Here is a 14,875-nt window from a genome sequence, read left to right on the forward strand (position 1 = left end):
GGCCCCGCGCCGGGCATCCGCTCGCCCCGCCGAGCAGCGCCGAGCGCCCGGCGTGCCGGACGGCTTCGCAGCGGCGCCGATCAAGCGGAGCGGCCTCGATCAGGCTCAGCGCCGGCGCAGCAGCGGCCGGGCCAGGGCCCAGTAGCCGGCGGCGATGACGTTGTAGGCGCTCATGCCGGGCGGCGACTCGACGTTGGAGGCGTCGACCTTCGCGGTCATCAGCTCGGCGATGACGCCGTCCGGGACGGTCCGCTCCGCCTGCAGCCGCCGGCGGCGGGCGCGCAGCCAGGCCCGGTTGTCCCAGAGCCAGCGCCAGCCGCGGGCCTTCTCCCGCCCCCAGCCGCCGAGCAGCGCGGCGACCAGCAGGGCCGCCTCGGTGAGCAGCAGCATCGGGGCGAGCACCACCAGCGTCCGGGTCTCGTACGCGGTGAACAGCGAGATCAGCCGGTTCCGCTCGACCAGGTAGAGCTTGAGCGAGTTGCGGGAGAACTCGTAGTGGTGGGCGACCACGGCGTCCGGGACGTACTCGGCGCGCAGGCCGCGCTGCCAGAGCCGCAGGCTCAGCTCGGTGTCCTCGTGGTAGGCGAAGTACTCGGCGGCGAAGCCGTCCAGCTCGCGCCACAGCTCCCGGTTGATCACGAAGCAGCAGCCGCTGAGCGACGGCACGCTGGTGCGGACGGCGTGCGCGCTGGCCGGCTCGCCGTTGCCGCCGGCCCAGGACAGGCCCATGAAGTGCAGCGGGTTGCCGGAGGTGTTGATCAGTTCGGGGTTCTCGGCGAGCCGGATGGAGGCCATCGCGGCGCCGACGCCCGGAACGCCTGCCACCGCGACCACCTTGGCGAGCGCGTCGGGGGCGACGATGGCGTCGGAGTTGACGAAGGCGAGCCACTCGCCGGTCGCCTCGGCGGCGCCGACCCGGCAGCCGCCGGAGTAGCCGGTGTTCTCCTCGGGCCGGATCACCCGGACGCCGGGGAAGCCCTTGACCACGTCGATGCCGTCGCCGGTGCAGCCGTTGTCCACCACGATCAGCTCGATCTCCACGTCGGTGGAGGCGAGCACGGCCCGGGCCCCCTCCACCAGGTACGGCTCGGCGCCGTACGCCAGCATCACCGCGGAAACCAGCGGGCGGGTCATCGGATGCCTCCGGTCGCTCCGGTCGCCACGGCCTCGTCGACCGGCCGGGCGGGGGTGGTGGGGGTGGTGCGGGGGCCGGAGCGCAGCAGCACGGCCATCACGGCGGCCACCACCACCGAACCGACGGCGTAGCCGAGCTCGACGCGCAGCGCCAGCGGCGCCGGGTACGCGGTCACCGCGGCCAGCGCGGCGACCCCGACGACCCAGGCCAGGGCCTGGGACCGGTGCCGGTCGAGGGCGAGCAGCCCCTGGCCGAGCACCATCGCCCAGAGGTAGGCGAGGGTGGCGACGGCCAGCCAGGCGAAGTCGCCGTGGTCGAGCACGTCGGCGGTGTCGAACAGGGTGCGGACCAGCCAGGGCCCGAGCAGCACCGCGCCCAGGGCGCCGAGGACGCCCAGCGCGGTTACGATCCCCAGCGCGCGGCGCAGCTGGGCGCGGAACCCGGTCAGGTCGTCGCTGCTGGCCGCGGTGGCCAGGCCGGGCAGCAGGGACGCCTGCAGCGAGGCGAAGACGAACAGCGGGATGCGCACCAGCACCAGCGCGGACAGCAGCGCCCCGGCGGTGGTCTCGTCGGACGGGTCGAGCAGCCGGACGTTGATCACACCGATGTTCACCACGACCTGGGAGAGCAGGCTGGAGACGGTGAGTAGGCCGAGCCCGCGCAGCAGCGCCGGCCAGGCCACCGGCACGCCGCCGCCGATGGCGCGCAGCACCGGCGGCAGGGTGGCCAGCACGCCGAGCAGCGGGGCGATGACCAGCACGACGCCGTACCAGATCGGGTCGGTGACGCCGGTCAGGCCGAGCAGGGCGACCATGGCGATCCGCAGGCCGCCGTCGACCCCGAGCTGGGTGCCGTACCAGGGAAAGAGCTGGAGGCCGGAGAGCACGCCGCGGGTGGTGTAGGCGACCGCCATGGCGGCGAGCGCGCCGATCAGCACGGTGACCATGGTGTCGTCGCCGGCGAAGAACCGGTCGGTGAGCTGCCGGTGCAGGGCGAGGACGACCCCCACCATGACCACGAGGACCGCGCCGGCCAGGATCGCGCCCCGGGTGAGCACCGGGCCGGCCGCCTGGCCCCGGGTGCGCCGGCCGGCGACCACCCGGGCCACCTCCTGCTCGACGGGGAGGAACACGCCGATGCCGAGGGTGAAGACGATCGCCCAGAGCACCGACAGGGAGGAGTAGTCGGCCTTGGCCAAATTGTGCCCGGCGACCGCGAGGTGGACGTACGAGGCCAGCCCGAGCAGGGCCAGCCCGGCGCCGACCGCGAGGGTGCCGGGTGGGACGAGATTGAGCAGCCGGCGGATCACCGGCGGATGAGCGCCAGCGTGAGCACCGCGAAGGCGCGACCGAGGTAGATCATGGCCTTGGCGGGGGAGTGGCTGGGGGTGCCGGCCATCCGCTTGCGCATGGCCACCGGCACCTGGCGGATCCGGTAGCCGCGCCGGGCGGTGTGCACCAGCGTCTCCACGGTGTCGCCGAGGTACTCGGCCGGGTACCAGCCAGCGAACATCTCGATCACCCGTCGGTTGGCGGCGCGGAACCCGGAGGTGGTGTCGGTGAGCTTGGTCCGGGCGACCTTGGACAGCACCGCGGAGAGCATCACCATCGCCCAGCGGCGGGGGCCGCGGACGCTGTAGTCGCCCTCGCCGGCGAACCGGGCGCCGATCACCAGGTCGTTGTCGTCGAGCAGGTCGATCAGCTTCGGCACGTACCGGGGGTCGTGCTGCCCGTCGGCGTCGATCTGCACGGCGACGTCGTAGTCGTTGTCCCGGGCGTACCGGTAGCCCAGCCGCATGGCGCCGCCCACGCCGAGGTTGTACGGCAGCTTGGCGACCCGGGCGCCGGCCGCGGCGGCCACGGCGGCGGTCCGGTCGGTGGAGCCGTCGTCGACCACCAGCACGTCGACGCCGGGCAGCTCGCCGCGGACCTCGCCGACCACGTCGGCGATCGAGCCGGACTCGTTGAGCGCGGGGATGATGATCAGGGTGCGCTTGCCGTTAACCATCGTGGGACACCAGTTCGTCTCGGGCGGGGGCGATCCGGGCGGCCCGTTCCGCGTCCACCTGGGCGCGGAGCAGGGCGAAGTCCTCGGCGAGGGTGCGGGTCTCCTCCTCCAGCGCGCTGACCTCCCAGCTCAGGTGCACGCACACCAGCAGCAGGAAGACGATGCCGAGGAACAGCACCAGGCTGACGCCGGAGACCACCCCGAAGAAGCCGGCGACGTTGTCCAGCAGCCGGGGGAACAGCGACAGCGGAATGATGATGACCAGCACGCCGAGCCAGAGCATGCCGTACTTTTCGCGCAGCTGTCGTCGGCGCAACAGCTCGACGATGGTGGCCAGCAGGACCAGGCCGGTCAGTGCGGTGACCAGGGTGAGCTTCATGCGACCTTCCACGGGGCGGGTGGAGCGGCTGAGTCGAAGGCGTCGGACAGCGTGTCACGCCAGTCCGGCAGCGGGGGCAGCCCCGCGGCGGCCCAGCGGTCGTGCCCTAGCACACTGTACGCCGGGCGCGCGGCCGGACGGGGAAACCGGTCGCTGGTGGTGGGCCGGACCCGGTCCGGGTCGAGGCCGGCCAGGGTGAAGGTGGCGCGGGCCAGGCCGTACCAGGTGGTGTGGCCGGAGCAGGTGCCGTGGTAGATCCCGGCCGGGGCCCGGCCGGCCAGCGCCGCGTCGGCGAGCCCGACCAGCTGGGTGGCCAGGGCGTACGACCAGGTGGGCTGGCCCTGCTGGTCGTCGACGACGTCGAGGTGTTCGCGCTGGTCGGCCAGCCGCAGCATGGTGGCCACGAAGTTGGGCCCGTGCGCGCCGTAGAGCCAGGCGGTGCGCACCACGTAGCCGGTGTCGGGCAGGAACTCGGCGACCGCCCGCTCGCCGGCGAGCTTGCTGCGGCCGTACGCGTTGATCGGGTCGGTCGGCGCGTCCTCGGGGTACGGGCTGGTGGCGTCGCCGGCGAACACGTAGTCGGTGGAGAGGTGGATCAGTCGGGCGCCGGCCTCGGCGCAGGCGCGGGCGAGGTGCGCCACGGCGTCCCCGTTGACCGCGGTGGCCGCTGCCTCGGCCCGCTCGGCGCCGTCGACGTCGGTCCAGGCGGTGGCGTTGAAGACCACGTCGTGGCCGGCCACGGTGGCCCGGACGGCGTCGGCGTCGGTGACGTCGAGCTCGGCCCGGGTGGTGGCGGTGACGGTCAGGTCGGGTCGGGTGGCGAGCACGGCCAGCAGGTCCCGGCCGAGCATGCCACCGGCGCCGGTGACGAGGACGCGGGTCATGCCGCTCGGGCCGCCTTCAGCGGCTCCCACCAGGCCCGGTTGTCCCGGTACCACTGCACCGTCTCGGCCAGGCCGCGCTCCAGGTCGATGCTGGGGGCGTACCCCAGCTCGCTGTTGATCTTGGTGATGTCCAGCGAGTAGCGGCGGTCGTGGCCCTTGCGGTCGGCGACCGGGACCACCCGGTCCCAGTCGGCGCCGCACGCCTCCAGCAACCGGCCGGTGAGCTCCTTGTTGCTCAGCTCGGTGCCGCCGCCGATGTTGTAGACCTCGCCGGCGCGCCCCTTGAGCTGCGCCAGCGCGATGCCCCGGCAGTGGTCGTGCACGTGCAGCCAGTCCCGGACGTTGCCGCCGTCGCCGTAGAGCGGCACGGTGCCGCCGTCGAGCAGGTTGGTCACGAACAGCGGGATGACCTTCTCCGGGAACTGGTACGGCCCGTAGTTGTTCGAGCAGCGGGTGACCACCACGTCCATGCCGTGGGTGCGGTGGTACGCCAGGGCGAGCAGGTCCGAGCCGGCCTTCGAGGCGGAGTAGGGGGAGTTCGGCGCGAGCGGCCAGGTCTCCGTCCACGATCCTTCGTCGATCGAGCCGTACACCTCGTCGGTGGAGACGTGCACGAAGCGGCCGGTGCCGTGCCGCAGCGCGGCGTCCAGCAGGGTCTGGGTGCCCAGCACGTTGGTGGTGACGAACGGCGCGGCGCCGGCGATCGAGCGGTCGACGTGCGATTCCGCCGCGAAGTGCACGACCACGTCGTGACCGGCGACCACCTCGTCGACCAGCGTCGGGTCGCAGATGTCGCCCTGGACGAAGCGCAGCCGGGGGTTGTCGCGCACCGGCGCGAGGTTCGCCAGGTTGCCCGAGTAGGTCAGCTTGTCGAGCACGGTCACCGCGGCCGGTTCGAGCGCGGGAACGCCCGTGGCGTCGCCGAGGGGCGCCCCCAGCAGCATGCGAACGTACTCCGACCCGATGAATCCGGCTCCGCCGGTGACGAGGATCCTCACGGGACCGGAAGTGTACGCGACCCGTCCGGGCCGGCGGGGGACCTGCACCCCGACGTCCGGTTCGGGGCGCTGCCGGTAGGCTCCCGGCGTGCGCGGAATCCTTCTTGCCGGTGGCACCGGTTCCCGACTGTGGCCGATCACCCGGGCCGTGTCCAAGCAGCTGATGCCGGTCTTCGACAAGCCGATGGTCTACTACCCGCTGTCCACGCTGGTGATGTCCGGGGTGCGGGAGATCCTGGTGATCACCACCCCGGAGGACCAGGCCCAGTTCGAGCGGCTGCTCGGCGACGGCAGCCAGTGGGGGCTGCGCCTGGAGTACGTCACCCAGGCCCGCCCGGAGGGCATCGCGCAGGCCTTCGTGCTCGGCGCCGACTTCATCGGGGACGACTCGGTGGCGTTGATCCTCGGCGACAACATCTTCCACGGCGCCGGCCTGGGCACGCAGCTGGCCGCGAACACCGAGCTGGTGGGCGGCCGGGTGTTCGCGTACCCGGTGGCCAACCCGGAGGCGTACGGCGTGGTCGACTTCGACGCCGACGGCCGGGTGCTGTCGATCGAGGAGAAGCCGGAGAAGCCGAAGTCCCGGTACGCGGTGCCGGGGCTGTACTTCTACGACAACCGGGTGGTCGAGATCGCCCGCGGGCTCACCCCGAGCGCCCGCGGCGAGCTGGAGATCACCGCGGTGAACGAGGCGTACCGGGCGGCCGGCGAGCTGTCGGTGACCGTGCTGGACCGGGGCACCGCCTGGCTGGACACCGGCACCTTCACCTCGATGATGCAGGCCGCCGAGTTCGTCCGGGTGATCGAGGAGCGGCAGGGCATGAAGATCGGCTGCGTCGAGGAGGTGGCCTGGCGGGCCGGCCTGATCGACGACGCGCGGCTGCGCGAGCTGGCCGAGCCGCTGACCAAGAGCGGCTACGGCGACTACCTGCTCGGCCTGCTGGAGTCGGAGGCCCCGCGGTGAAGATCCGGCCGCTGAGCATCGAGGGCGCCTGGGAGGTCTCCCCCCGGCAGCACGGCGACCCGCGCGGGATGTTCATGGAGTGGTACCGCTTCGACCGGCTGGCCGAGGCGGTCGGCCACCCGCTGTGGCTGGCCCAGGGCAACCTGTCGGTCTCGGCGAAGGACGTGGTGCGCGGCATCCACTTCGCCGACGTCCCGCCCGGCCAGGCCAAGTACGTCAGCTGCGTGCGGGGCGCGGTGCTCGACGTGATCGTCGACCTGCGGGTCGGCTCGCCGACCTTCGGCCGCTGGGAGGGCGTCCGGCTGGACGACGTCGACCGCCGCGCGGTCTACCTCGCCGAGGGGCTGGGGCACGGCTTCTGCGCGCTGACCGACGACGCGACGCTGAGCTACCTCTGCTCGGCCACCTACAACCCGACCGGCGAGCACGCGGTGCACCCGCTGGATGAGGACCTGGCGATCGACTGGCCGGCCGGGACCCCGCAGCTGTCCGCCCGGGACGAGGCCGCGCCCACCCTCGCCGAGGCGATCGGGACCGGCCTGCTGCCCCGGTACGACGAGTGCCGGGCGTTCGTGGCCGGGATCGGGCCGGACGGAATGTCGCACTCGGACGGGATTTGATCGACCGGAGCGCACGATGAGTGCGGTGACAGTGACGAACGGGGCCTCCGGGCGGCTAATGTCACACCATGGACCGGCGAATCTTCGGGCTTGAGACCGAGTACGGCGTCACCTGCACCTACCGGGGGCAGCGGCGGTTGTCCCCCGACGAGGTCGCCCGGTACCTCTTCCGCCGGGTGGTGTCGTGGGGGCGATCCAGCAACGTCTTCCTGCGCAACGGCGCCCGGCTCTACCTCGACGTGGGCTCCCACCCGGAGTACGCCACCCCGGAGTGCGACTCGGTGGTGGACCTGGTCGCCCACGACCGGGCCGGCGAGCGGATCCTCGAGGGGCTGCTCATCGACGCCGAGAAGCGGCTGCACGACGAGGGCATCGCCGGCGAGATCTACCTGTTCAAGAACAACACCGACTCGGCCGGCAACTCGTACGGCTGCCACGAGAACTACCTGGTGTCCCGGCACGGCGAGTTCGGCCGGCTGGCCGACGTGCTGATCCCGTTCCTGGTCACCCGGCAGCTGATCTGCGGCGCCGGCAAGGTGCTGCAGACCCCGCGCGGCGCGGTCTACTGCCTGTCCCAGCGGGCCGAGCACATCTGGGAGGGCGTCTCCTCGGCGACCACCCGCAGCCGCCCGATCATCAACACCCGGGACGAGCCGCACGCCGACGCCGAGCGCTACCGCCGGCTGCACGTGATCGTCGGCGACTCCAACATGAACGAGGTCACCACGCTGCTCAAGGTCGGCTCCGCCGACATCGTGCTGCGGATGATCGAGGCCGGGGTGGTGATGCGCGACCTGTCGCTGGAGAACCCGATCCGGGCGATCCGCGAGGTGTCGCACGACATCACCGGCCGGCGCAAGGTGCGGCTGGCCTCCGGCAAGGAGGTCAGCGCGCTGGAGATTCAGCAGGAATACCTGGCCAAGGCCACCGAGTTCGTCGAGCGCCGGGGCGGCGACCAGACCGCCAAGCGGGTGGTGGAGCTGTGGGGCCGGGTGCTGCGGGCGGTGGAGACCGGCGACCTCGACCCGGTGGCCCGGGAGATCGACTGGGTGAGCAAGCTGAAGCTGATCGAGCGGTACCAGCGCAAGCACGACCTGCCGCTGTCGCACCCCCGGGTGGCGCAGATGGACCTCGCCTACCACGACGTGCGCCGCGGTCGGGGCCTCTACGGCCTGCTGGAGCGCCGGGGCCAGGTCGACCGGATCGCCACCGACCCGGAGATCTTCGAGGCCAAGGAGACCCCGCCGCAGACCACCCGGGCCCGGCTGCGCGGCGAGTTCATCCGGCACGCCCAGGAGAAGCGCCGCGACTTCACCGTCGACTGGGTGCACCTGAAGCTGAACGACCAGGCCCAGCGCACCGTGCTGTGCAAGGACCCGTTCCGGGCGTACGACGAGCGGGTGGAGCGCCTGATCGCCAGCATGTGACGCCGGCCGGCGGCCGGTGCCCCGCGCGCCGGCCGCCGGCCGGCCGGTACGCTTTCGTGGCGATGAACACCTCCGAACCCTCCGGCCGCGAGCGCGGCGGCACCGAGAAGCTGAACTGGGTCGAGCGCCGCCGGGAGAAGATCCGCGGCGAGATCGAGCGCAACCGCCGCGGTGAGTACACCGTGCCGACCTGGGTGCTGACGGTGGCCCTGGTCGCCATCGTCGCGGGTTGGCTCGCCCTCATCTTCCTGGCCGGCTGACGCCCGGCGCCCCGCCTGCCGGGGCGTCCCCGGGCCGGCCGCACCGACGCCCGCCCGGACGCGCGCAGGCCCGGACGAGGTCGGCTCGGGTCAGCGGGTGGCGAGATCCGCGGCGTGCCGGCCGGCGGCCGCCGCGGCCAGGAAGTAGGCGTGATCGGCGTCCAGGCCGCGACCCATCGTGGACAATCCCACCGGGCTGGCCCGCAGCGCCGCGTCGAGACCGTCGACGGGCACGGTGACGACCCGGTGCCGCGCGGCCAGCGGCGCCAGCGCCGCGTCCACCTCGGCGGCCAGCCCCGGCGCCAGGCCCGCCGGCACCACCAGCTCCGCGCCGGCCAGGGCGACCCGGCCGTACGCGGTCAGGCTGTGGTGCGACACCCCACGGTGCCGGGGACGGGGATCGGCGGCGGAGATCCGCAGCGAGCCGACCGGCCGCCCGCCGAGCACCGCCACCGCGTTGACCGCCTCCCCGACCGCCACCCCGGAAAAGCCCCAGCGGGTGCCGGTGCCCAGGTTGCCGGGGCCCTGCGCGACCACCGCCAGGTCGGCGCGCAGCACGTGCCGGGCGGCCAACAGCCCGCTGTGCAGGGTGCTCGCCTCCAGGTCGCCGCCGAACGCCTGCCCGACGCTGACCGTGCCGACCAGCTCGCCGCGCAGCCCGGCCAGGGTGCGCGAGAACCAGGCCGGCAGCGCGCCGCCGTCGGTGAGCAGGTACGCGACCCGGGCGTCCGGCGCGTCGGCGCGTACCCCGGCCAGGATCGCCGGCAGCGCCGAGTGCAGGTCGGCGGTGACCACCGGCATGCCGTCGACGCCCTGGGCGCCGGCCAGCAGCTCGTGGTGCGGTGAGGCCTGCTCGTCCACCCCCAGCACGATCGGCTGCAGCGGGGTGTAGCGGGCCTTGACCAGGTGCCCGGCGTCGCGGCCGTGGCCGACCTCGGGCGGGTCCGGCGGCAGCCGGTCGGGCAGGGCGACGACCAGGGCGTACCCGCCGGTGCCCAGGCCCATCAGCAGCGCCCCGGCGTTCAGCAGCACCCGGTCGCCGACCCGCGGGTCACCGACCAGCTCGGGGTACGCCAGGGCGCGCATGCCGGCGCCGTCGGGCAGGGCGACGTCGAGCTCCACCGCGCCGGCCCAGCGCCGTCGTACCGCCGTGACCGTTCCGGACCGCCATCGCACCATGGCCGGCACGCTATCCGTCGGCCGCGACGGGGCACGGATCGGGTCAGGGTTGGGCGGCCTGCTGGTCGGCCGGCCGGTTCGCCTCGTCCTGGGTCCGCCGGGCCCGCCCCTCCCGGCCGGGCATCGACCGGGTCGGGTCCAGGAAGACGTACCCGATCTCCGGGTAGCGCTCGGTGAGCCGGCGCTCGGCCTCGTCGGCGGCCGCCTCGATGTCCGCGCCGGTGGCGTCGTCGTGGAAGTCGACCTTGGCGGCGACCAGGATGTCCTCCGGGCCGAGCTGCATGGTCATCAGGGTGTCGATCCGGTCCACCGTCGGCAGCCCGACGAGCGCCTGCTCGATCTCCCGGTGCAGCCGCTCCGGCACGGCCCGACCGACCAGCAGCGAGACGTTGCTCTTGGCCAGGATCGCGGCGACCACCAGCAGCAGCACGCCGATCAGGATCGAGGCGATGCCGTCGTAGAGCTCGTCGCCGGTCAGCTGGGACAGGCCCACCCCGGCGGCGGCCAGCACCAGGCCGGTGAGCGCGGCGCTGTCCTCCAGGAAGACGGCCTTGACGGTGGTGTCGGCGGTCAGCCGCAGGAACCGGCGCGGGGTGGTGCGCCAGCGGCGGGACTCGTTGCGCACCTGCCGGACCGCCCGGGCCAGGGAGATCGACTCGATGACGAAGGACACCGCCAGCACGACGTACGACACAAGGTAGTTGCCGGTGTGCTCGTGCACCAGGATGGTGGTCACGCCGTGGGTGATCGCGAAGCCGGCCCCGGCGACGAAGGTGAACAGCGCGGCGAGGAACGCCCAGACGTAGCTCTCCTTGCCGTACCCGAAGGGGTGTCGGGTGTCGGCGGGCTTGGCGCCCCGGCGCAGCGCGAGGTAGAGCAGCACCTCGGTGGTGGTGTCGGCGACCGAGTGGGCGGCCTCGGAGAGCATCGCCGCGGAGCCGGAGAGCAGCCCGGCGACCAGCTTGGCGATGGCGATGGCGAGGTTCGCCGCGCCGGCCACCACCACGGTGCCGACGCTCTCGGTCTTGACGTCACCTTCGGACATGGGGCTCACCCTAGGTCCGGCCGGCGGCCGCCGCTCGGCGAGGTCCGACACCCGGCACGCCCGCGCGGGGTGCACGCCGCCGGCGCGAGGGCTGCTAGCGTTCAACCGTGTCGCGCAGCCGTACCGAACGCCTGGTCAACCTGGTGATCTGCCTGCTGTCCACGCGACGGTTCCTGACCGCCGCGCAGATCGCCGCGACCGTGCCCGGTTACGAGCACGATCCGGACGACCCGAAGGAGCACGAGGCCTTCCAGCGCAAGTTCGAGCGGGACAAGGCCGAGCTGCGGGAGCTGGGCGTCCCGCTGGAGACCGGCACGGCGAGCGTCTTCGACGCCGAGCCCGGCTACCGGATCGCCCACCGGGAGTACGCGCTGCCGGACATCCCGCTGGCGCCGGACGAGGCCGCGGCGGTGGGCATCGCCGCCCGGCTCTGGCAGCACGCCGGGCTGGCCGCGGCCGCCTCCTCCGGGCTGGCCAAGCTGCGCGCCGCCGGCGTCGACGTCGACCCGCAGGCCACCCTCGGCCTGGAGCCGATGGTCACGGTCGACCCGGCGTTCGCGCCGCTGACCGCCGCCGCCCGGGACCGCCGCCAGGTCACGTTCGACTACCGGGTGCCCGACCGGGACGCCCCCGCCCGGCGCCGGCTGCAGCCGTGGGGGGTGGTCTGCTGGCGCGGCCGGTGGTACGTGGTCGGCCACGACCTGGACCGGGACGCCACCCGCTGCTTCCGGCTCTCCCGGGTGGTCGGCGCGGTCCGGGTGACCGGCGCGCCGGGCGGCTACCAGCCACCGGTCGGCGTCGACCTGATCAGCCACGTGGCCCGCTGGTCCGGCCCGGTCGAGCGGCCCGGCCGGGCCACCGTGCTGGCCGCCCCCGGGCGGGCCGCCGGGCTGCGCCGCTGGGCCGTGCGGAGCGTGCCGGGCCCGGACGGCGACCGGCTGGTCCTGCCGTACGCCGACCCGGACCACCTGGCCGGCCAGCTCGTCGGGTACGGCCCGGACGTGCGGGTGCTCGACCCGCCGGAGGTGCGCGAGGCGGTCATCCAGCGGCTCAAGGAGATCGCCGCCCGGCACGACGAGCTGGCCGTCGCCGGTGGTGGTGCCCGGTGACCCGACCCGCCTCCCGCACCTCGGCCGACCGGCTGGCCCGGCTGCTGAACCTGGTGCCCTACCTGCTGGCCCGGCCGGGCATCGAGATCGCCGAGGCCGCCGGCGACCTGGGCGTCACCGAGCGCCAGCTGCGCGAGGACCTGGAGCTGCTCTGGGTCTGCGGGCTGCCCGGTTACGGCCCGGGCGACCTGATCGACATGGCGTTCGACGGCGACCGGGTGACGATCACCTACGACGCGGGCATCGACCGGCCGTTGCGGCTCACCCCGGACGAGGCGATGGCCCTGGTGGTGGCGCTGCGGATGCTCGCCGAGACGCCCGGGGTGGCCAACCGGGAGGCCGTCGAGCGGGCCCTCGCCAAGATCGAGAACGCGGCCGGCGACCTGGTCGGCGCGCCGGTCGAGGTGCGGCTGCCGGGGGAGACCCGCCGGGTCCGGGAGCTGCGCGCCGCGGTGGAGACCCGCCGGGCGCTGCGGATCACCTACTACACCGCCGCCCGGGACGAGAGCACCGAGCGGACCATCGACCCGCTGCGGATGCTGATGGTCGACGGCCGGGCGTACGTGGAGGCGTGGTGTCGCCGGGCCGAGGCGGTCCGGCTGTTCCGCGCCGACCGGATCGACGCGGTCACCGAGCTGGACGAGCCGGCCGTGGTGCCGCCGCAGGCCCGCCCGCACGACCTGCGCGACGGGGTGTTCCGCCCGACGCCCGACCTGCCGCTGATCACCGTGCGGATCGGTCGCGGCGAGCGGTGGATCACCGAGTACTACCCCTGCGAGCGGATCGAGGCCGACGGCGACCAGTGGCTGGTCTCGCTGCGGGTGACCGACCTGAGCTGGGCCCGCCGGTTCGTTCTCGGGCTGGGCCCGGACGTCACCGTGGTCGCCCCGCCCGAGCTGGCCGAGCAGGTACGCGCCCAGGCCACCGCCGCCTTGGAGGCGTACGCCACCCCGGCGCCGGCGGCCGACCCGGCGCTGCCGACTGTCACCCAGTAGGCTGACCGCCGTGGTGACGTGGATCGTGGTCGCGGTGGTGCTGTTCGCCCTCCTGGTGCTGGCCCTGGCGGTCCGCCCGGTGCTGGCGCGGCTGCCCCGGCTACGCCGGGCCGCGCTGGCGTTGCGCCGCCGCCAGGCCGAGGCGGACACGCTGCGGGTGACCGCCGAGGCGCTCCGCGAGCGGGCCGAGGAGCTCCAGCAGCGTTCCGTCGTCACCCAGCGGCGGGTCGAGCTGATCCGGGCCAAGCGGGGCAGCTGATCGATCCCGGTCGGTGCGCCGCGCGCCGGCCGCCCGGACGGTGCCCGATTCGGGCCCAGATGGACGGGTCCAGACGGTTGACGGGACGCTCCGGGGTGGTCAAGACTTCACCGGCCGGGCACCGTTGGCAGTGGCCCGGCGGGTGGCAATGCCCCTCGACGCACGTACGATGGGCTACGACACACCCTCGACTCAGAGCGACTGGAGCTTCCCATGGGTGCCCTCAAGCCGTGGCACATCGCCGTACTCGTGGTCGTGCTGATCCTGCTGTTCGGCGCGAAGCGGCTCCCCGACGCGGCCCGCTCGCTGGGCCGCTCGCTGCGGATCATCAAGGCGGAGACCAAGAGCCTGCACGACGACGACGACCGCGACCTGGCCGAGAAGGCCGACGCGCAGGCCGGCTACCAGCCGCTGCCGCCCAACGGTCAGCAGCCCTACGCCCCGCAGCCGCAGCAGCCGTACGGCCAGCAGCCGCAGTACGCCCCGCAGCCGCAGCAGCAGCCGTACGCTCAGCAGCCGCAGTACGCGCCGCAGCCGCAGCAGCAGCCGGTCAACCCGGTGCAGCACGTCCGCGACAACTGATCGAGGGGCTCCACCACCGTGGCCTTCGCGCTTCGCAAGCGCGGCCCGAGCGAGTTCCAACGGGCCGCCGACGGTTCGATGACGCTCGTCGAGCACATTCGTGAGCTGCGCAACCGTCTCTTCCGTGCGTCCCTGGCGATCCTGGTCGGCTTCGGCTTCGGCATCTGGCTGGCCGAGCCGGTGCGGCACCTGCTCTCCCAGCCGTACTGCAACCTGCCGCAGGCGATCGACAAGGCCACCGGGCAGTGTCGGTTCGTGCAGCTCGGCGTGGCCGACCTGTTCCTGCTCAACCTGAAGATCGGCCTCTGGGTCGGGTTGATCGTCGCGGCGCCGGTCTGGCTCTACCAGCTCTGGGCGTTCATCGCGCCCGGCCTGCACCGGCACGAGCGGCGGTACGCGTACATCTTCACCGCCCTCGCCGCGCCGCTGTTCGCCGCGGGCGCGGTGCTGGCCTTCTTCGTCACCACCAAGGGCCTGGAGTTCCTGCTGGAAATCTCTGGGCCGGACATCGCCACCACCCTCGAGGTGACCCGCTACATCGGGTTCGTCACCAACCTGATCCTGCTGTTCGGGGTGGCGTTCGAGTTCCCGCTGGTCGCGCTGATGCTCAACTTCGTCGGCCTGGTCAGCGCGCGCAAGCTGCTCGGCTGGTGGCGGGTGGCGATCTTCGTGTTCTTCGCCTTCTCGGCGGTGGTCACCCCGACGCCCGACCCGTTCGGCATGACGGCGCTGGCGGTCTGCCTCTCCGCGCTCTACTTCGGCGCGGTCGGCATCGCCTTCCTCAACGACCGGCGCAAGGGTCGCCGCACAGACACCTACGCCGGCCTGGACGACGACGAGGTGTCGCCGCTGGAGCTGGACGACGAGCCCGTCCCGGTGGCCTCCCGGGTCGACTTCGCCGACCCGATCGAGGCGCCCGCCCCGGTCCCCGCGCCCCGGCCGATCGAGCCCCGCTACGACGACATGACCTGACCCGCCCGGGTCACCGACGACGCCGTTCCCGCATCCCCGGGGGCGGCGTCGTTCGCGTCC

The 14,875-nt window shown here is 73.5% G+C and carries 17 protein-coding genes; 9 read left to right on the forward strand and 8 right to left on the reverse strand.

The features are described 5' to 3' along the window. Positions 1-105: 105 nt before the first annotated feature. From ACFY3U_RS13050 to rfbB, 6 genes are read right to left on the reverse strand one after another with little or no spacing between them, the layout of a single operon-like run. On the reverse strand, positions 106-1,134 hold the full coding sequence (locus ACFY3U_RS13050; protein WP_387199679.1) for a glycosyltransferase family 2 protein: 1,029 nt from the start codon (positions 1,132-1,134) through the stop codon (positions 106-108). Continuing rightward, positions 1,131-2,444 carry a lipopolysaccharide biosynthesis protein gene (locus tag ACFY3U_RS13055; RefSeq protein WP_387199682.1) on the reverse strand — a complete coding sequence of 438 codons (1,314 nt, stop codon included), beginning with the start codon at positions 2,442-2,444 and terminating at the stop codon, positions 1,131-1,133. The genes ACFY3U_RS13050 and ACFY3U_RS13055 overlap by 4 nt, the downstream gene beginning before the upstream one ends. Next, positions 2,441-3,142: a glycosyltransferase family 2 protein gene (locus ACFY3U_RS13060; RefSeq protein WP_387199685.1), complete on the reverse strand. Its 702-nt coding sequence runs from the start codon at positions 3,140-3,142 to the stop codon at positions 2,441-2,443. The genes ACFY3U_RS13055 and ACFY3U_RS13060 overlap by 4 nt, the downstream gene beginning before the upstream one ends. Further along, positions 3,135-3,521 (reverse strand): DUF2304 domain-containing protein, encoded by a 387-nt coding sequence (locus tag ACFY3U_RS13065; RefSeq protein ID WP_387199688.1) that lies wholly within the window; start codon positions 3,519-3,521, stop codon positions 3,135-3,137. The genes ACFY3U_RS13060 and ACFY3U_RS13065 overlap by 8 nt, the downstream gene beginning before the upstream one ends. After that, positions 3,518-4,405: a dTDP-4-dehydrorhamnose reductase gene (gene rfbD, locus ACFY3U_RS13070; protein WP_387199691.1), complete on the reverse strand. Its 888-nt coding sequence runs from the start codon at positions 4,403-4,405 to the stop codon at positions 3,518-3,520. Before rfbD ends, ACFY3U_RS13065 begins: the two co-directional genes overlap by 4 nt. Further along, complete coding sequence (gene rfbB, locus ACFY3U_RS13075) at positions 4,402-5,403, reverse strand: dTDP-glucose 4,6-dehydratase (RefSeq protein ID WP_387199694.1); 1,002 nt, start codon at positions 5,401-5,403, stop codon at positions 4,402-4,404. Before rfbB ends, rfbD begins: the two co-directional genes overlap by 4 nt. An 88-nt stretch (positions 5,404-5,491) precedes the next feature. On the opposite strand from rfbB, the gene rfbA reads away from it, so the two are divergent. From rfbA to ACFY3U_RS13095, 4 genes are all read left to right on the forward strand, one after another. Next, entirely contained in the window at positions 5,492-6,367 is an 876-nt protein-coding gene (gene rfbA / locus ACFY3U_RS13080; protein ID WP_387199697.1) for a glucose-1-phosphate thymidylyltransferase RfbA, read from the forward strand. Next, positions 6,364-6,987, forward strand: a complete 624-nt coding sequence (locus tag ACFY3U_RS13085; RefSeq protein ID WP_387199699.1) for a dTDP-4-dehydrorhamnose 3,5-epimerase family protein — start codon at positions 6,364-6,366, stop codon at positions 6,985-6,987. Before rfbA ends, ACFY3U_RS13085 begins: the two co-directional genes overlap by 4 nt. A 68-nt stretch (positions 6,988-7,055) precedes the next feature. Beyond that, complete coding sequence (gene pafA, locus ACFY3U_RS13090) at positions 7,056-8,414, forward strand: Pup--protein ligase (protein WP_387199702.1); 1,359 nt, start codon at positions 7,056-7,058, stop codon at positions 8,412-8,414. A 62-nt stretch (positions 8,415-8,476) separates the two neighbouring features. Then, a complete protein-coding gene (locus ACFY3U_RS13095) occupies positions 8,477-8,674 on the forward strand; it encodes a hypothetical protein (RefSeq protein WP_387199705.1) in 198 nt (65 codons plus the stop codon). 90 nt (positions 8,675-8,764) lie between these two features. On the opposite strand, the gene ACFY3U_RS13100 is transcribed toward ACFY3U_RS13095, so the two are convergent. Further along, entirely contained in the window at positions 8,765-9,853 is a 1,089-nt protein-coding gene (locus ACFY3U_RS13100) for a DUF3866 family protein (RefSeq protein ID WP_387199708.1), read from the reverse strand. A 43-nt stretch (positions 9,854-9,896) separates the two neighbouring features. Continuing rightward, a complete protein-coding gene (locus ACFY3U_RS13105) occupies positions 9,897-10,898 on the reverse strand; it encodes a cation diffusion facilitator family transporter (protein WP_387199711.1) in 1,002 nt (333 codons plus the stop codon). Positions 10,899-11,005: 107 nt separating this feature from the next. Between ACFY3U_RS13105 and ACFY3U_RS13110 the strand changes: the two genes are divergently transcribed. From ACFY3U_RS13110 to tatC, 5 genes are all read left to right on the forward strand, one after another. Next, complete coding sequence (locus tag ACFY3U_RS13110) at positions 11,006-12,007, forward strand: helix-turn-helix transcriptional regulator (protein ID WP_387199713.1); 1,002 nt, start codon at positions 11,006-11,008, stop codon at positions 12,005-12,007. Continuing rightward, positions 12,004-13,002, forward strand: a complete 999-nt coding sequence (locus ACFY3U_RS13115; RefSeq protein ID WP_387199716.1) for a helix-turn-helix transcriptional regulator — start codon at positions 12,004-12,006, stop codon at positions 13,000-13,002. Before ACFY3U_RS13110 ends, ACFY3U_RS13115 begins: the two co-directional genes overlap by 4 nt. 10 nt (positions 13,003-13,012) lie before the next feature. After that, positions 13,013-13,261 (forward strand): hypothetical protein, encoded by a 249-nt coding sequence (locus ACFY3U_RS13120; protein ID WP_387199719.1) that lies wholly within the window; start codon positions 13,013-13,015, stop codon positions 13,259-13,261. A 213-nt stretch (positions 13,262-13,474) separates the two neighbouring features. Continuing rightward, positions 13,475-13,843 carry a Sec-independent protein translocase subunit TatA gene (tatA, locus tag ACFY3U_RS13125; protein ID WP_387199721.1) on the forward strand — a complete coding sequence of 123 codons (369 nt, stop codon included), beginning with the start codon at positions 13,475-13,477 and terminating at the stop codon, positions 13,841-13,843. 18 nt (positions 13,844-13,861) lie between these two features. Continuing rightward, positions 13,862-14,815 (forward strand): twin-arginine translocase subunit TatC, encoded by a 954-nt coding sequence (gene tatC, locus ACFY3U_RS13130; RefSeq protein ID WP_387199724.1) that lies wholly within the window; start codon positions 13,862-13,864, stop codon positions 14,813-14,815. Positions 14,816-14,875: the final 60 nt, after the last annotated feature.

This window comes from Micromonospora sp. NPDC000089 (genome assembly GCF_042899365.1).
GTDB lineage: Bacteria > Actinomycetota > Actinomycetes > Mycobacteriales > Micromonosporaceae > Micromonospora.